The sequence below is a fragment of the Blautia sp. CAG:257 genome, assembly GCF_000433815.1.
Lineage (GTDB): Bacteria > Bacillota > Clostridia > Lachnospirales > Lachnospiraceae > Blautia_A > Blautia_A caecimuris.
This window is the reverse complement of sequence record NZ_HF998978.1, coordinates 23,267-38,067: the sequence shown is the minus strand read 5'-3', so window position 1 is coordinate 38,067 and position 14,801 is coordinate 23,267. Positions and strand designations below refer to the sequence as shown.

The 14,801-nt window shown below is 40.8% G+C and carries 16 protein-coding genes and 1 other annotated feature; all 16 genes read right to left on the bottom strand.

Translation table 11 applies throughout. From position 1 onward, the window contains the following. A complete protein-coding gene (locus QVP40_RS00460) occupies positions 1–450 on the bottom strand; it encodes a GNAT family N-acetyltransferase (RefSeq protein ID WP_022066550.1) in 450 nt (149 codons plus the stop codon). 186 nt (positions 451–636) lie between these two features. Next, complete coding sequence (locus QVP40_RS00455) at positions 637–1,104, bottom strand: GNAT family N-acetyltransferase (protein WP_022066549.1); 468 nt, start codon at positions 1,102–1,104, stop codon at positions 637–639. A 109-nt stretch (positions 1,105–1,213) separates the two neighbouring features. Beyond that, positions 1,214–1,588 (bottom strand): hypothetical protein, encoded by a 375-nt coding sequence (locus QVP40_RS00450; protein ID WP_022066548.1) that lies wholly within the window; start codon positions 1,586–1,588, stop codon positions 1,214–1,216. A 21-nt stretch (positions 1,589–1,609) separates the two neighbouring features. After that, positions 1,610–1,930: a TfoX/Sxy family protein gene (locus QVP40_RS00445; RefSeq protein ID WP_022066547.1), complete on the bottom strand. Its 321-nt coding sequence runs from the start codon at positions 1,928–1,930 to the stop codon at positions 1,610–1,612. Between the two features lie 279 nt (positions 1,931–2,209). Further along, positions 2,210–2,977: a carboxymuconolactone decarboxylase family protein gene (locus tag QVP40_RS00440; RefSeq protein ID WP_287576610.1), complete on the bottom strand. Its 768-nt coding sequence runs from the start codon at positions 2,975–2,977 to the stop codon at positions 2,210–2,212. Continuing rightward, entirely contained in the window at positions 2,974–3,465 is a 492-nt protein-coding gene (locus tag QVP40_RS00435) for a flavodoxin (RefSeq protein WP_022066545.1), read from the bottom strand. Before QVP40_RS00435 ends, QVP40_RS00440 begins: the two co-directional genes overlap by 4 nt. 110 nt (positions 3,466–3,575) lie before the next feature. Beyond that, entirely contained in the window at positions 3,576–4,454 is an 879-nt protein-coding gene (locus QVP40_RS00430; RefSeq protein ID WP_022066544.1) for a LysR family transcriptional regulator, read from the bottom strand. Between the two features lie 251 nt (positions 4,455–4,705). Beyond that, the gene (locus tag QVP40_RS00425) at positions 4,706–5,158 is read right to left on the bottom strand and encodes a GNAT family N-acetyltransferase (protein WP_022066543.1); all 453 of its coding nucleotides are present in this window, start codon (positions 5,156–5,158) and stop codon (positions 4,706–4,708) included. 50 nt (positions 5,159–5,208) lie between these two features. Beyond that, positions 5,209–5,682 carry a GNAT family N-acetyltransferase gene (locus QVP40_RS00420; RefSeq protein ID WP_022066542.1) on the bottom strand — a complete coding sequence of 158 codons (474 nt, stop codon included), beginning with the start codon at positions 5,680–5,682 and terminating at the stop codon, positions 5,209–5,211. Between the two features lie 57 nt (positions 5,683–5,739). Continuing rightward, complete coding sequence (locus QVP40_RS00415; RefSeq protein ID WP_022066541.1) at positions 5,740–6,156, bottom strand: YjdF family protein; 417 nt, start codon at positions 6,154–6,156, stop codon at positions 5,740–5,742. Positions 6,157–6,355: 199 nt separating this feature from the next. Continuing rightward, positions 6,356–6,718, bottom strand: coding sequence for a VOC family protein (locus QVP40_RS00410; protein WP_022066540.1), 363 nt, complete (start codon positions 6,716–6,718; stop codon positions 6,356–6,358). A 420-nt stretch (positions 6,719–7,138) separates the two neighbouring features. Continuing rightward, positions 7,139–8,134, bottom strand: a complete 996-nt coding sequence (locus QVP40_RS00405; protein ID WP_022066539.1) for an Rpn family recombination-promoting nuclease/putative transposase — start codon at positions 8,132–8,134, stop codon at positions 7,139–7,141. A 210-nt stretch (positions 8,135–8,344) separates the two neighbouring features. Beyond that, entirely contained in the window at positions 8,345–10,753 is a 2,409-nt protein-coding gene (leuS, locus tag QVP40_RS00400) for a leucine--tRNA ligase (protein ID WP_022066538.1), read from the bottom strand. A 119-nt stretch (positions 10,754–10,872) separates the two neighbouring features. Beyond that, positions 10,873–11,092: a binding site (T-box leader), on the bottom strand. 11 nt (positions 11,093–11,103) lie between these two features. Beyond that, on the bottom strand, positions 11,104–11,889 hold the full coding sequence (gene pflA, locus QVP40_RS00395; protein ID WP_022066537.1) for a pyruvate formate-lyase-activating protein: 786 nt from the start codon (positions 11,887–11,889) through the stop codon (positions 11,104–11,106). A 4-nt stretch (positions 11,890–11,893) separates the two neighbouring features. Then, complete coding sequence (gene grcA3 / locus QVP40_RS00390) at positions 11,894–12,136, bottom strand: autonomous glycyl radical cofactor GrcA3 (RefSeq protein WP_022066536.1); 243 nt, start codon at positions 12,134–12,136, stop codon at positions 11,894–11,896. A gap of 183 nt (positions 12,137–12,319) precedes the next feature. Continuing rightward, positions 12,320–14,419, bottom strand: coding sequence for a formate C-acetyltransferase (gene pflB, locus QVP40_RS00385; protein ID WP_022066535.1), 2,100 nt, complete (start codon positions 14,417–14,419; stop codon positions 12,320–12,322). Positions 14,420–14,801: the final 382 nt, after the last annotated feature.

The window sequence follows — 14,801 nt, the reverse complement described above, 5'->3', positions numbered from 1 at the left end:
TTATAATAAAGCCATTACATAAACCTGACAGGGATTCCACTCATCCCAAAGAGTCGGAAATATTTCAAATTCTTTAAAGCCAAGGCTTATATAAAATTTATTTGTATTATCATACTGACCCATCTGAACGGTTTTTACCTGTATAAAAGAAAATCCATCTTTAATTGCTTTTTCTCTTGCCTTCATAAACAGCTTCCGCCCTATTCCATGGCGATGAAATTCTTTTAGTACACCCATAACAGCCACTTCTACAGTATCTTTCCCTGTTTGTTTAAGGCAAAGAAAGCCGATTGGTTTTTCTTCCTTTACTGCAGCAAAAAACTGTTGATTTACACTATTCACAATGTATTCTTCCCTTGCCTCAGGAAGACCAAACCAGTCAGGCAAGGCTTCTAATATTGTACGAGATATCATTTCCTTTTCTTTGTTATTTTCAACTTGTATAATCACTTTTCTTTCCTTTATAAATTCAATGCCTCTTTTTCAGTTTAAGACTTCCATAACCTTTTGAAATTTTGACCTGTAGTATTTTTGACTCTCTGGCGATAATTTTTGAAAACTTCTTTTTAGTTTTTCCTTTACAAATTCCTTACCCTCTTCAATTCCCATCCCTTTCTGAACGGAAGTTTATCACCATTATTCCTCTGGCAATTCCATTTCATGGTCCATTTTTACAAACCCGTATTTTTCGTATAAGGCTCTTCCCATATCAGTTGCTTCCAGTGAAATAGCTGTAATCCCCCTCATTTTGATATCTCTGACCAGCATATCCAGTGTTTTACCTGCAATTCCCATTCTTCTGTACTCAGGCTTTGTATACATATTCATTATGTAAGCCTTCCTGCCACTTGAATTATGATACGTAGGCATTACCTGATAAAAACTCACACCGCCAGTCCCTACAAAATGATCTCCGTCAAAAACAAGATACGCAATATGGGAACCGTTATTTAATGCATTTTTATAGTAATTATAAGACTCTCTTTCCACATGACTCATATCCACTGTATCGGAAAGCTGATTAGCTGCTCTCAGTACCTCTGTTCTTGTCTTTGTCAACATGTCTATATCTTGAATGGTTGCTCTCTTGTATGTCAGATTCATATGATATTAGATCCTGTAAAATTCTGTTTGTTGTTGCTGACTGCCTCTGTTGCATTAAAAAACTTATTTTTACTTTATTTTTCTCTATGTACCGGAAATCTGAGTTCCCTCACTTTCCCTCCTTAATAAACCGAATCAGTTCTTCTACATCATCAAATTCATCATAATCACCGACAATTCCCTGACGATGGTATACAACACCATTTTTTTCATTACGTTCCAGGCAATCCAGCAAGGCTTCCTCTCCATATCTTTTGGCAAATAAAGAAAAACCATAAGGCTTTATTTTTGACAGCAGCCCCTTCCTGCATTCTTCATTACAACAGCTATAACAATGAAAATAGCCTTTTTCTATGGAGCATTTTCTGTTTTCACACCAGTCCTTATCCGGGCACTGCCCGGAATCACACCCCTGGCAGCTTACATTTTCGGAACACAAACAACATGCAAGGCCACATCTTGCGATTCCCAGTTCCCTTTTCATAAAATTCCCCCTTTAATATGGCTATTTTTTCTTTTTTTCTTTTGGAGACGGAAGTTCATCATACATGGCCTGAAATAAACCTGCCAGAAATTCCTTATTATCCACTTCGTCAACCAACAGCATCTCTTTCGCCCCATCATAAGGTCTTTCATAAGAAGCTGCAGGCATATAGGAAATTGCTGATTTCACCGGCTTTATCAATAATCTGTCATCATAAATACCTCCGATTATCTTCCCCCGATAGTAAATAATAAATTCTCCCATCATCGCCCGATATGTAATGTCTTCCAGTTCAGATAACTGTTCCAAAATAAACTGCAGATATTCCCTACTTGATGCCATATTTTCCCTCCATGTAAAGTTAAATTGCTATCTGATGAAAATTTCATATCCGATTTTTGTTCCTCTGTATCAGGATTGTATTGTGAAGTATGATAAAAACCACATTTTACAGCCAATGGACAACTCTTCACAGGATTCCAAAAAACATATTAAAATCCGTCAGTCTGCTTTATTTGCTGTAATTTTATCATATCTTTTTGCAATATAAAACAGTAGCTTCTAATTTTTCACCGGCTTTATGAAATGGAGGTTTTCTTAATCTTTGTTATATCCTTTTCGTTAGACTAATTTACTGTATATATTGTCTGCAACCGGTTCACACCATTCATTTAACGTTTCTTCCCCCGGTACCTCAATTGCAAGATGGGAAAACCATTCATCTGGCGCTGCTCCATGCCAGTGCTTTACACCTGCCAAAATGTTGATGCAGTCGCCTGGTTTCATCTCAACCGCTTCTTTTCCATCTTCCTGATAATACCCACGCCCGGCTGTACAGATCAGTATCTGCCCTCCGCCGCTCTTTGCATGGTGGATATGCCAGTTATTTCGGCATCCCGGTTCAAAGGTCACATTAAATACACCTACCTGAGAAGCAGAAACAGGAGCGAGAAAGCTCTTTCCCGAAAAATACTGTGCGTATCCATCGTTCGGTGCCCCTATCGGAAATATCATTTCTCTGGCATGTGCCCTCATTCCTTCATCTTCATATGGTAAATCATCTTCATTCACATCCCATACTTCTTTTGCTAAATGAAATACAGCCCAGCCTTTCGGCCAACCTGCATAAAATGCAACATGCGTAATAATCGCTGCTATTTCTTTTTGAGTTACTCCATGTTCCTTTGCGTTTTTTAAATGAAATTTCAAAGAGGAATCTGTAATACCTGAGGACATAAGCGCCACTACTGTAATAATACTTCTTGTTTTTACATCAATATCCTGATTATTCCAGTTTTCTCCAAAAAGAACATCATCATTAAAATGGGCAAACTGAGGGGCAAATTCTCCTAAAGCATTTCTTCCTGCTGTCTGTACAATTTTTTTCATAGTGTCTCTCTCCAATCCTGCAAAGTTTCTGCCCATTGAGCGATTTCCTGTTTCGTCGCATTATTAAATATCTTTCCTTCTTTCATTATGCTCTTTGGTGCAGAGGGTTTTAATTCTCTTATGGTATTTCCAAATCCGCTTCCACCTGAAGTAGCAAACAAAATAATCTTTTTATCTGAAAAATCATGCTTTTCCAGAAAAGTATTTACAATTGTGGGCGCTACATACCACCAGATTGGAAATCCTAAAATAATCTCATCATAGGCATTGAAATCTGTATCTGTATCCAATACTTCCGGTCTGAATTTCTTATCATTCATCTCCATACTGCTTCTGGATTTTTGATCCATCCAGTCAAGGTCAGCTTTTGTGTAAGGAACCTTTGGTTCAATCTCAAATAAATCTGCTTTTGCACTATTAGCAATCATTTCTGCTACTTTTTTCGTTGTTCCTCCTGCGCTAAAATATGCCACTAATCTTTTTCCCATAATTGTCAATCTCCTTTGCAAAAATAAATGTGCAGAATATTTTCCTATCCCGCACATCTATTTTACAGTTTATGATCTCATTATGTCCAATACTTATATTGTATTCTGTTTTATGCCTTAAAGGCATTGATTTCTTCTATCATCTTATTTACTGCCTGTGAATAAGGAATATTTCTTCTCCAGGCAATTACACAATTTGCAGTAATTTCCGGATACAGCTTTCTTTGTACAAGAATATCTTCACGCCAATATTTAACAGCACCTTCGATAGATATTGGATATCCAAGTCCGTTAGCCGCCATCACACCTGCATTTGTCCCAAGATTACTGATAAACGAAATATCAAGTTTAGAAAAATCCTTTCCAAACCAGTTTGCAAGTTCACTCTGAACCCCCATCCTTTCCGGCAGAATCAGAGGCTTATCCAGAAGGTCTTTCTTCTCTATATATTTTTTCTCGGCAAGAGGATCATCCGGGCGTATTCCTACTACCCAATGATCACTGTCTTTTATTCTGATATAATCAAGCCCTTCTGTATCTACCGGTTCCATAAACAATGCAACATCCACAAGACCTTTATTCATCATCTCATATACTATATCTGCAGTTGCAGTATGAAGCGCAATCCGGACAAGGGGATATTTTTGTTTATACCTCTTACAGATCTTTGCCAGCATTTCCACAGCCGTAAACTCTCCGCACCCAAAAGTAACTGTTCCCTCTATTGTCTTCTCTGTTCCCTTCAGTTCTTCCAGCGTTCGTTCTTCCAGATTAAGGATTTCCAATGCCCTTCTCTTTAACAATATCCCTTCATCTGTAAGCGTAATGCTTTTCCCTTTGCGGACAAACAGAGGGATACCCAGTTCCTCCTCAAATGCAGCAAGCTGTCTGGACAGGGTTGGCTGTGTAATGTGTAACTGTTCTGCTGCTTTTGTAAAATTTTGTTCTTTTGCTGCTGTCAAAAAATATCGTAATACTCTTACCTCCATATATAGGTTCCGTCATTACCTCCTGCGCTACAGGATTCATTTTTTAAAAAGTCCCAGAATTTCCTCATATTCAGATCTCTCCTTATCAATCATATAAATAACTATGAATGAGCAAATTTGAAAAAGTACACAAAATCATCACGAATTTGTCTTTATAAGATGCACGTATAAAGCTTAATATTTCCTTTATGTCTGTGTATTACGGATTCTATTGTACAAAATTCGATATTTGCTCATTTATAGTAAATAATTCATCTGTGGATATACATTCTCGTCATATCAGGCTCATCATCCCCCTGAACCATACACAAAAACTCCCATCCATATCTTTCGTAAAAACTTGTATGATCTGTGATCAAATAGATAGGAGTAATTCCTTTCAGCTTCATATCCTTTACAACTTTATCAAGTAGTTGTCCTGCAATTCCCTGGCAACGATACTCTTGTTCCGTGTATAATGCGCATACATTTGGAGCAAGGTCTTTCCTGTTATGAAAATCATTTTCGATCACTCCAAGTCCTCCCGCAATGCGCCCGTCGTCTAAGCAAAGATACCATCCATATTCTGTTTCATGATTAAGATAAGCTTCCATACATGCAAGATAAGCCTCCTGCGGCACTTTCCATTTATCATGAAACCACGCAGCTGCAGCTTCCTTTAGTTCGGGTTTTTGTCTTAAAGTAACATAAGTATATTTTTTCATATTCACCTCTCAGATTCTATTTTTTCAGTTCTGCGAACTGTGGTTTTCTGTTACAGATTTACAATCATAATATATTCTTCACTATTTTCATCAACAACAGTAAATCCCACTTTCTCGTACATCTTCACTGCATAATTACTTTTCTGAACAGATAAAGATATTTTTGAATATCCAGCCAATTTTTCTGCCTGTAATAGTTGCTTCAATAATAAAGTTCCAATACCCAATCCTCTATATTTCTGACAGACAGATATGGCAAGTGATGGAGTATCATCATCAATGTGTCCATAATCATTCATAATCCTTACCCAAATAACTCCTGCTACTTTTCCCTGAATTTCAGCAACTAAGGCTTTGTCGTGTTTTCGATTTCCAAACTCGATGATATATTCTTGTAACTCCGGACATTCTATTACTGATTTAGGCGGCGGTTCAATTCCGTCTGGAATATAAATCGCTTCATACAAAAAATCACTTAATAAGCAGTATTCTTCGCTTCTCATTTCTCGTATTATACAGTCCATAATTTCACTCCAAGTTCCAATTTCACTTAACACCCTAACTTCTGCAAAATCAAGGGGCTAATGCCCCTTATGCTTTTCTCTTTTCTTTTGTTGTTTCAGTTTGAACATTCGCAGTTCTTCCGCTTCTTTTTTTTCTCTTCTTCTGGCCTTATGCTCTTGTTTGTTCTGTTCCTGCTGTAATTTCAATGCCTGCTGTGATTTTGTGCCAATGCCTGTTTCCTGCATTTGCCTTTTCGCTTCACGCTGCATCCTTTTTGGATTTCTTTTTATATCCTTTACAACAGTATCAACAGCCGGACTGAATTTCAAACTGAAATAGCATTTTTGAATATATTCCTGTACTTCATAATCTTTTGGTTCTGTACCAAAAGTTACTTTGGCTACAGATAGTTTTCCATCCCTGACACGTTCAAACACACCTACCCAGAATGGAACTTCAAAATATACCGTCAGTTTTCCACTTACTTTGTCCATGAAAATCCCTCCTAAAATAATTGTTGAACAAAGATTGGACAACCCGGAGGGGCAGGTTACTTACCCTACTTACATAGGACGGCTGGGCTACCTACCAGCTCTAGCACACTTTTAAGTGTGCATTGCGTTTTTATCTTTGCATTTATAATCAAACCATATGGCATGATTAACTTAATTCGGCAAATAGTGATTTGCAACTTTACATCGGTGTTCCTACCTCAATTAAATTACCGTCAAAATCATAAAAACGAACTGCTTTTTGTCCCCAACTATGTGTCATAAGTTTATTGACATATTGAATTGAAGGATAAAAATATTCCAGTTTTTTTACAAACGCCTCTATATCCGGCTCCTCAAAATACAATTCACAGGAATTATTTTGTGGAATAACATCTTTTTCCAAAAACTTTTTCCAGATTTTCTCATCCTGAAGCACAAGTCCTTCTGTTAAAATCATATTGCCGCCATTATCAAGTACCAGATCAAGACCAAACAAATCCTTATAAAACTGTCTTGATTTTTCAATATCCTTAACAACAATTAAAACATTCTTTAATTTCATTAGATGGTTCCTCTTCTGCTACAATTTTTTTGCAATTTCAATGGAAATACAAAGTAATCCATATCTGTTTATTTTTTCATAATATCATACTTTACAATTATTTACACTACTGATAACAAAATAACTTAAGCCCAAAGTCTGACAACCGGATAATAAAAAACCGCCTCAGGCCTTATATTGTACCGATTTACGCTGTTCTTTCCGATCTTACAGAGGAATGGCTGATTCAAAGGATCAATATCTATCCTTTATAACAATTTTTCTCCACTTTTCTTTTAAAAAAAACAGCAATGCCAAAGTTGACAGCGCTGTTTCTTTTTTGAATAAATTTACATCCTCATCCTCAAAATATTCTATTGTTGCTGCAATTTTATAAATGTTTTTTCTTATCTGCATTTCTTTGGCAAAATAAAGAAAATATTATTTTATGGCTGCACAAAAATCCTCCAACGTCTTTGCTGCAGCAGCTTTCTTTAAGTACAGGTTCAAAACCTCCATACTCTTCTCCTCCTGGATCTGAACACGAATTGCTTCCGGTATTGTTCCCAGCTCCGACAGCAATGAAAAAATTGCACCGGTCAGTCCTTCCTGACGTCCCTCTTCTTTGAGATCATCAAGAGCTTTACACATATTGATTGCTCCCTCCTCTTCCCTGATTTCAAAATCACTTCCAGTTAACAGCTTTATTACCTGACCGGCCTTCTGATCTACAGACAGGAAGTGCGGATCTGCAGTCACCATATCACGAAGCCGGTTTTTATCTTTTGAATGTTTAATAAATAAAAGCACTTCTCGGAGGCTGGTATGAAGCTGGTCTAATTTAGCATCGGGGATACTGTACGGAGATATCAGGTTGATTCTGTAATCCGGAATAAATGATGAAAGCTTCGGATCAATAATTTCTATCATATCATGCAGCCCCATGGGCGCATCCCATTTTTCCGGGCCAAAATAAATCACCAGTGTGATCACCGGAAGCAATTTATCCTCCCTCCTGAAACCCGAAAGGAACTCTCCTGGACTTATTTTGTAACCGTGTCCTTCTCCTGCCTTTAAATGTCGTCGAAATCTTCTTCCTACAGCATCTACCTGAGATGCATATTGAAGAGAATCATATACCATGGTCTTCACGGGCATGGCATAATGGATTTCCGACTGATTCTCTGTTCCCAGAAGAAGGTAGGCAGTATGCTCGTCCTGCATAGCTGCCAGGTATTTGAGATTATCCCTGAATTTCTGTATCGGATATCCTTTCCCATCTGCCATATAGGGAATAGCAATCTCTGCGGCATCCAGAGAATGCAGCTGTTCCGGAAGGATCACCTGTCTGCCATCATACATAAAAAAATTAAATACATCAGCAAAGATACAGGGATCATTCATGTAATCCTTAGTAATCGCGTCTTTTTTACCCAATTTGTCACCACCTTTTAAGATTTTTCTTCATTCATAATGTGTGTGGATTTTTATGAATGTTTATCTTAAGTAAGCGGCTCCATACAAGTGCTGATTTTATGATAGCATACTGTTTCGGGTAAAACAATAAAATAAGTATAAAAAATATTAAGAGACAGACCTCCGATATGCAAGCATACAGAGTCCTGTCTCTTATTTTATTTACATGATTTATTTCTGCACAATATTGATGATCTTCTTGGGAACGTAAATCTCTTTGATGATTGTTCCGGTCAGTTTATCTGCCACTACTTCTTTTGCTTTTGCAAGAGCAGTTTCCTTGTCTGCATCAACAGGAAGGGCAACTACGCCTCTTGTCTTGCCATTGATCTGTACTGCGATCTCAATAGTATTCTCAACAGTTTTTGCCTCGTCATACTCCGGCCATGTCTGCTGGTATACATAGCCTTCATAACCGCAGGTATTCCAGATTTCCTCTGTAATGTGAGGAGCAACCGGATTGAGCAGAAGCAGGAAGGTTCTGTACTCGCCCTTTGTGATGCTGCCTTTTTTGGCAAAATCATTCAGGAGAGCCATAAGAGCTGCAATAGCTGTATTGTATTTCAGATTTTCAAAGTCATTGCTTACTTTTTTGATGGTCTGGTGCATTTTTGTTTCCATATCACTGCTGAAATCATCACCATCTACCAGAATATCCTGAAGCTTCCATACACGTTCCAAGAAACGGCGGCAGCCTTTTACACCGTTCTCAGACCAGGATGCGCTTAAGTCAAAGGCTCCGATAAACATCTCATAAGTACGGAGGGTATCTGCGCCGTAATCGTTTACGATCTCATCCGGATTTACCACATTTCCGCGGGATTTGGACATCTTCTCACCGTTTTCGCCAAGGATCATGCCATGGGAGGTACGTTTCTGATACGGCTCCGGACACGGAACAACCTTGTTGTCATACAGGAACTTATGCCAGAATCTGGAATACAGAAGATGAAGGGTTGTATGCTCCATTCCGCCGTTGTACCAGTCAACCGGAAGCCAGTAATTCAGGGCCTCAGGGCTTGCAAGAGCTTCTGTATTCTTAGGATCTGTATAGCGGAGGAAATACCAGGAGGAGCCTGCCCACTGAGGCATGGTATCTGTCTCACGTTTTGCAGGACCGCCGCAGCACGGACAGGTAGTGTTTACCCAGTCTGTCATAGCTGCCAGAGGTGATTCTCCATTATCAGTAGGCATATAGCTTTCTACGTCCGGAAGCTCCAGAGGAAGCTCGCTTTCCGGAAGAGCCACATAGCCGCATTTGTCACAGTGAACGATCGGGATCGGCTCGCCCCAGTAACGCTGACGGGAGAATACCCAGTCTCTCAGCTTATAATTTGTCTTTCCGGTTCCAAGCTTTTTCTCTTCCAGCCAGTCAATGATCTTTTTCTTTGCTTCGGCTACTTCCAGTCCGTCCAGGAATCCGGAGTTTACCATTTTGCCTGTGGCAACGTCTGTAAAAGCTTCCTCCTGTACGTTTTCGCCGCCGGCTACTACTTCAATGATCGGAAGATTGAATTTTTTTGCAAATTCCCAGTCACGGGTATCATGAGCCGGTACTGCCATAATAGCGCCTGTTCCATAGCTCATCAGTACATAGTCGGAAACCCAGATGGGAATTTCTTTTCCGTTTACCGGATTGACTGCACAGATGCCGTCGATCTGAACACCTGTCTTGTCTTTTGCAAGCTCAGAACGCTCAAAATCAGATTTTCTGGCTGCCTGCTCCTGATATTCACGGATGGCATCCATGTTTTTGATCTCGTCTTTGTATTTTTCCAGCGCAGGATGCTCCGGAGAAACTACCATATAGGTTGCACCGAAAAGAGTGTCCGGTCTGGTGGTGTATACCGTAAGCTTGTCTTCTTTGCCTGCAATGGCAAAATCAACCTCTGCGCCCTGGCTCTTGCCGATCCAGTTTTTCTGAGAAACCTTTACACGTTCAATGTAATCTACATCGTTAAGGCCTTCCAGAAGCTTTTCTGCATAATCTGTGATCTTCAGCATCCACTGGCTTTTTACCTTGCGGACAACCGGAGAACCGCAGCGTTCGCAGACACCGTTGACAACCTCCTCGTTTGCAAGACCTACCTTACAAGAAGTACACCAGTTAATAGGCATTTCACTTTTATAAGCAAGTCCTGCCTTAAACAGTTTCAGGAAGATCCACTGTGTCCATTTGTAGTATTCCGGATCTGTGGTGTTTACTTCTCTGTCCCAGTCAAAGGAATATCCCAGAGAATGAAGCTGTTCTTTGAATCTCTTTACATTATTTGCAGTTACGATCTTCGGATGGATCTTATTCTTGATGGCATAGTTCTCTGTAGGAAGACCAAAAGCATCCCAGCCCATTGGATAGAGAACATTGTAGCCCTGCATTCTTCTTTTTCGCGCCACAATATCAAGAGCTGTATAAGGTCTCGGATGACCTACGTGAAGTCCCTGTCCTGACGGATAAGGAAACTCTACCAGAGCATAATATTTCGGTTTGCTGTAATCATCTGTTGCGGCAAAAGCTTTATTGTCATCCCAGACTTTCTGCCATTTTTTTTCGATCACCTTATGATTGTAAGGTACTGACATTGTTTTTTCCTCCCTTGTATAAATGGAATCGCATCCTGGCGGAGCATTTTTGTTTATCAGAAAAGTCCGTACAGCCTGTACTACTTTTGTGATAAATAAAAAAGCCTTTCATCTCCATAGTTAGAGACGAAAGGCTGAATTCCGTGGTACCACTCTAATTCACCGGATATCATCCGATGCACTCATTAAATCTGTAACGGGATTTCCCGTCCAAAGCTACTTTCAGTTCACTTCGGCAACTCCAGGGCGAGTTCAGAAATATCCTCTCCTGCCTTGCACCATCCGGCAGGTCTCTGAAAAAGGAAACATTTTCCTACTACTCCTCTTCTTCGTCTTTATCTTTAATAATTCTAACGATTCCCTGCAGGTTTGTCAAGAATTAAATTCTGCCTTTCCTTTTGAAAAGCTCTCAGTATTACATTCCTCGCCTCTTTCGCTTTTTCCCCGTCCATATTTTCCACCTGCTCCAGAGGATAGGATAAGCCCAGCTTATCGTACTTTACTTTGCCCATGGTGTGATAGGGAAGAACCTCCAGGCCTTTCAGATTGCGAAAACCGGCAAGCAGCTTTCCAAGATCCTGTAAATGTTTTTCATCATCTGTGATCCCCGGAACCACCACATGGCGGACGATCATTGGAATCCCTTTTTCTTCCAGAGCGCGGGCAAATTCCAGCACATGCTTCTGACCAAGACCTGTAAGGTTTTTATGACCTGTTTCATTGCTGTGCTTAAAATCCAAAAGCACCAGGTCAAGAACCTTAAAGAGCTGTTCAAACTTTTCCTGCCGCTCTTTGCGGTACATGATCCCTGAGGTGTCCAGACAGGTATGGATGCCCTGTTTTTTTGCCTTCTGAAAAAGCTCTGTCAGAAAATCAAGCTGCATAAGCGGTTCCCCGCCGGTGGCTGTGATTCCTCCGTTTTTATAAAAAACTTCATTCTTCTTATAGGCTTCCAGGATTTCCTCTGCAGTCATTTCCTTTCCTTCGCCCGTTTTCCAGGTATCCGGATTATGGCAGTACAGGCATCGCATGGGACAGCCCTGGAAAAACACTACAAAACGAACTCCGGGACCGTCAACGGTCCCGAAGCTCTCTGTAGAATGAATATATCCCTTATGGTTATATTCCTTTGCCATATGCTTACATTCCTTCATGGAAGGTTCTGGAAATAACCTCGTCCTGCTGCTCTTTTGTCAGCTTATTGAAGTTTACCGCATAGCCGGATACACGGACAGTCAGCTGCGGATATTTTTCCGGATGTGCCTGTGCATCCAGAAGGGTTTCTCTTGTAAAAACATTTACGTTCAGATGATGGCCGCCTTTTTCTGCATAACCGTCAAGTAAGTTTACCAGGTTGTCAATCTGTGCGTCGCTGATGTTCATAATTATTTCCTCCTGTTATATAAATGAATTCTGTAAAATCAGTTGCTGTTCACAGATCACTGTCCCACGGGCCGTTTTGGCAAATATATGCCAAAATCCCGGGATATACAGGACAAAATATCATCACCGAAGTAATTTGGAATGTATTTTGACCAGGCTACTGTGAACAAAGTAAACCTAAAATTATTCTGCTTCGTCTACGGAAAGATTTGGCTCGCAGCATGCGCAGTCCGGTTCCAGTGAAAAGCTTAAATCGTCAAGGCTGATGGAATCCAGCATTACCATATCCTCTTTTCCCAGAGCTCCCGGAATAATGGAGAAGGTGTTGGAAATTCCGTCCTGCGCCTCTTTAAACGGAAGCTTTGCAACAGAGCTTAAGGACGCTACTGCGCCGCAGCTGTCTCTTCCGTGCATGGGGTTTGCACCCGGGGCAAAAGGCTCTCCGGCCTTACGTCCGTCCGGTGTTGCTCCTGTGTTCTTGCCATATACTACGTTGGAAGTAATAGTAAGAATAGAGGTTGTCGGAATACCGCCGCGATAAGTCTGGGTTGTTCCCACATAATGCATAAAATCTTTTACGATCTTGTATGCGATCTCATCCACGCGATCGTCGTCATTTCCGTATTTCGGATAATCTCCCTCTACCTCAAAGTCCACAACAATGCCGTTTTCGTCACGGATGGTTTTTACCTTTGCATACTTAATGGCAGAAAGTGAGTCTGCGATTACGGAAAGACCTGCAATACCGGTTGCAAACCAGCGTGTTACATTTTTGTCATGAAGAGCCATCTGAAGGCGCTCGTAGCAGTATTTGTCATGCATGTAGTGAATGATATTCAGAGTATTCACATATACGTGAGACAGCCAGCGGCTCATATCGTCATAACGCTCCATTACCTCGTCATAATCAAGATATTCAGAGGTGATGGGACGGTATTTCGGTCCCACCTGCTTCTTTGTGATCTCGTCCACACCGCCGTTAATAGCATAGAGAAGGCATTTTGCAAGGTTTGCGCGGGCTCCGAAAAACTGCATTTCTTTTCCCACACGCATGGAAGATACACAGCAGGCAATAGCATAGTCGTCTCCGTGAGTCACTCTCATCAGGTCGTCATTCTCATACTGAATGGATGAGGATGCAATGGAAGTCTTTGCGCAGAAACGCTTGAAGTTCTGAGGAAGTCTTGTAGACCACAGAACAGTAAGGTTCGGTTCCGGCGCCGGTCCCAGGTTGGAAAGTGTGTGAAGGTAACGGTAGGACATTTTTGTTACCATGCTTCTTCCGTCAATTCCCATACCTGCAATGGATTCTGTAACCCAGGTAGGATCTCCGGAAAACAGCGCGTTGTACTCCGGAGTTCTTGCAAATTTTACAAGACGGAGCTTCATAATAAAGTGATCGATAAATTCCTGGATCTGCTCCTCTGTAAAGGTGCCGTTTGCAAGGTCGCGCTCTGCGTAAATGTCAAGGAAGGTGGAGGTACGTCCAAGAGACATTGCCGCGCCGTTCTGCTCCTTAATGGCTGCCAGGTATCCGAAGTACAGCCACTGAATGGCTTCCTGCACGTTCTGAGCCGGTCTTGAAATGTCAAAGCCGTAGATCTCTCCAAGCTTTTTCAGCTCCTTTAAGGCCTTGATCTGTTCAGAAAGCTCCTCTCGGCCCCGGATCACATCCTCATACATATTGCTTCGTGTTCCCGCCTTCTGATCCTCTTTGTCCTCGATCAGACGGTCCACTCCGTAGAGAGCCACTCGTCTGTAATCGCCGATGATACGGCCGCGTCCATAGGCATCCGGAAGCCCTGTAATAATATGGCTGGAACGGCAGGCGCGCATTTCCGGTGAATATACGTCGAATACACCGTCGTTGTGTGTTTTTCTGTATTTTGTATAAAAATCTACAATTTCCGGATCCACATGATAGCCGTTGTCCTCGCAGGCTTTGATCGCCATACGGATACCGCCGTTTGGCTGAAGCGCCCGCTTAAAGGGCTTATCTGTCTGAAATCCTACAATTGTTTCTTTTTCTTTATTGAGATATCCCGGTCCATGGGATGTAATGGTGGAGATAATATGAGTATCCATATCCAGGACACCGCCTTTTTTATGCTCTTCCTCTGTCAGCTCCATAACCTGTGCCCATAAATCGTTTGTGGCCTTTGTAGGTCCTGCCAGAAAGGATTCATCTCCCTCATAAGGTGTATAGTTTTTCTGAATGAAATCACGCACGTTGATTTCTTTTTGCCAAACGCCTCCGTTAAATGAAGCCCATTCCTGTCTCATGAATCATCCTCCTGTTTTTAAATCCACACAGTTATTTCTGTGCAACTCATATTTCATGTTTAGAATATATAGTATAACCAGCTTTCCGTCAAGGCATATCTTGTATATTTTGGAGGACAATCTTCAGTTTCCATATTTTACACAAAAATATTATACTTTTTTTGTCCATTTTTATGTAAATACTGACAGACAACTGTAACAGACAACAAAATTTACAGAAGCATATAAGCTTCTTCAACAGACAGACCATGGCAGAGCTGCGCAATATTTTTGCAGGCCTCTGCCACATACCCGGAATGATCCACCCATATCCCGGGATTGGATTCTGATACTTCTTTTTATGCCTGTACCGCATTCTGTCTGTTCCATTCCATGTTTATCC

Coding starts and splice junctions, on each gene's coding strand:
- pflA (WP_022066537.1), bottom strand. CDS start 11,889: ATGGCAAAGGAATATAACCATAAGGGATATATTCATTCTACAGAGAGC.
- QVP40_RS00430 (WP_022066544.1), bottom strand. CDS start 4,454: ATGGAGGTAAGAGTATTACGATATTTTTTGACAGCAGCAAAAGAACAA.
- leuS (WP_022066538.1), bottom strand. CDS start 10,753: ATGTCAGTACCTTACAATCATAAGGTGATCGAAAAAAAATGGCAGAAA.
- pflB (WP_022066535.1), bottom strand. CDS start 14,419: ATGAGACAGGAATGGGCTTCATTTAACGGAGGCGTTTGGCAAAAAGAA.
- QVP40_RS00455 (WP_022066549.1), bottom strand. CDS start 1,104: ATGAATCTGACATACAAGAGAGCAACCATTCAAGATATAGACATGTTG.
- QVP40_RS00415 (WP_022066541.1), bottom strand. CDS start 6,156: ATGGACAAAGTAAGTGGAAAACTGACGGTATATTTTGAAGTTCCATTC.
- QVP40_RS00425 (WP_022066543.1), bottom strand. CDS start 5,158: ATGAAAAAATATACTTATGTTACTTTAAGACAAAAACCCGAACTAAAG.
- QVP40_RS00450 (WP_022066548.1), bottom strand. CDS start 1,588: ATGAAAAGGGAACTGGGAATCGCAAGATGTGGCCTTGCATGTTGTTTG.
- QVP40_RS00410 (WP_022066540.1), bottom strand. CDS start 6,718: ATGAAATTAAAGAATGTTTTAATTGTTGTTAAGGATATTGAAAAATCA.
- QVP40_RS00435 (WP_022066545.1), bottom strand. CDS start 3,465: ATGGGAAAAAGATTAGTGGCATATTTTAGCGCAGGAGGAACAACGAAA.
- grcA3 (WP_022066536.1), bottom strand. CDS start 12,136: ATGAACATCAGCGACGCACAGATTGACAACCTGGTAAACTTACTTGAC.
- QVP40_RS00440 (WP_287576610.1), bottom strand. CDS start 2,977: ATGAAAAAAATTGTACAGACAGCAGGAAGAAATGCTTTAGGAGAATTT.
- QVP40_RS00420 (WP_022066542.1), bottom strand. CDS start 5,682: ATGGACTGTATAATACGAGAAATGAGAAGCGAAGAATACTGCTTATTA.
- QVP40_RS00445 (WP_022066547.1), bottom strand. CDS start 1,930: ATGGCATCAAGTAGGGAATATCTGCAGTTTATTTTGGAACAGTTATCT.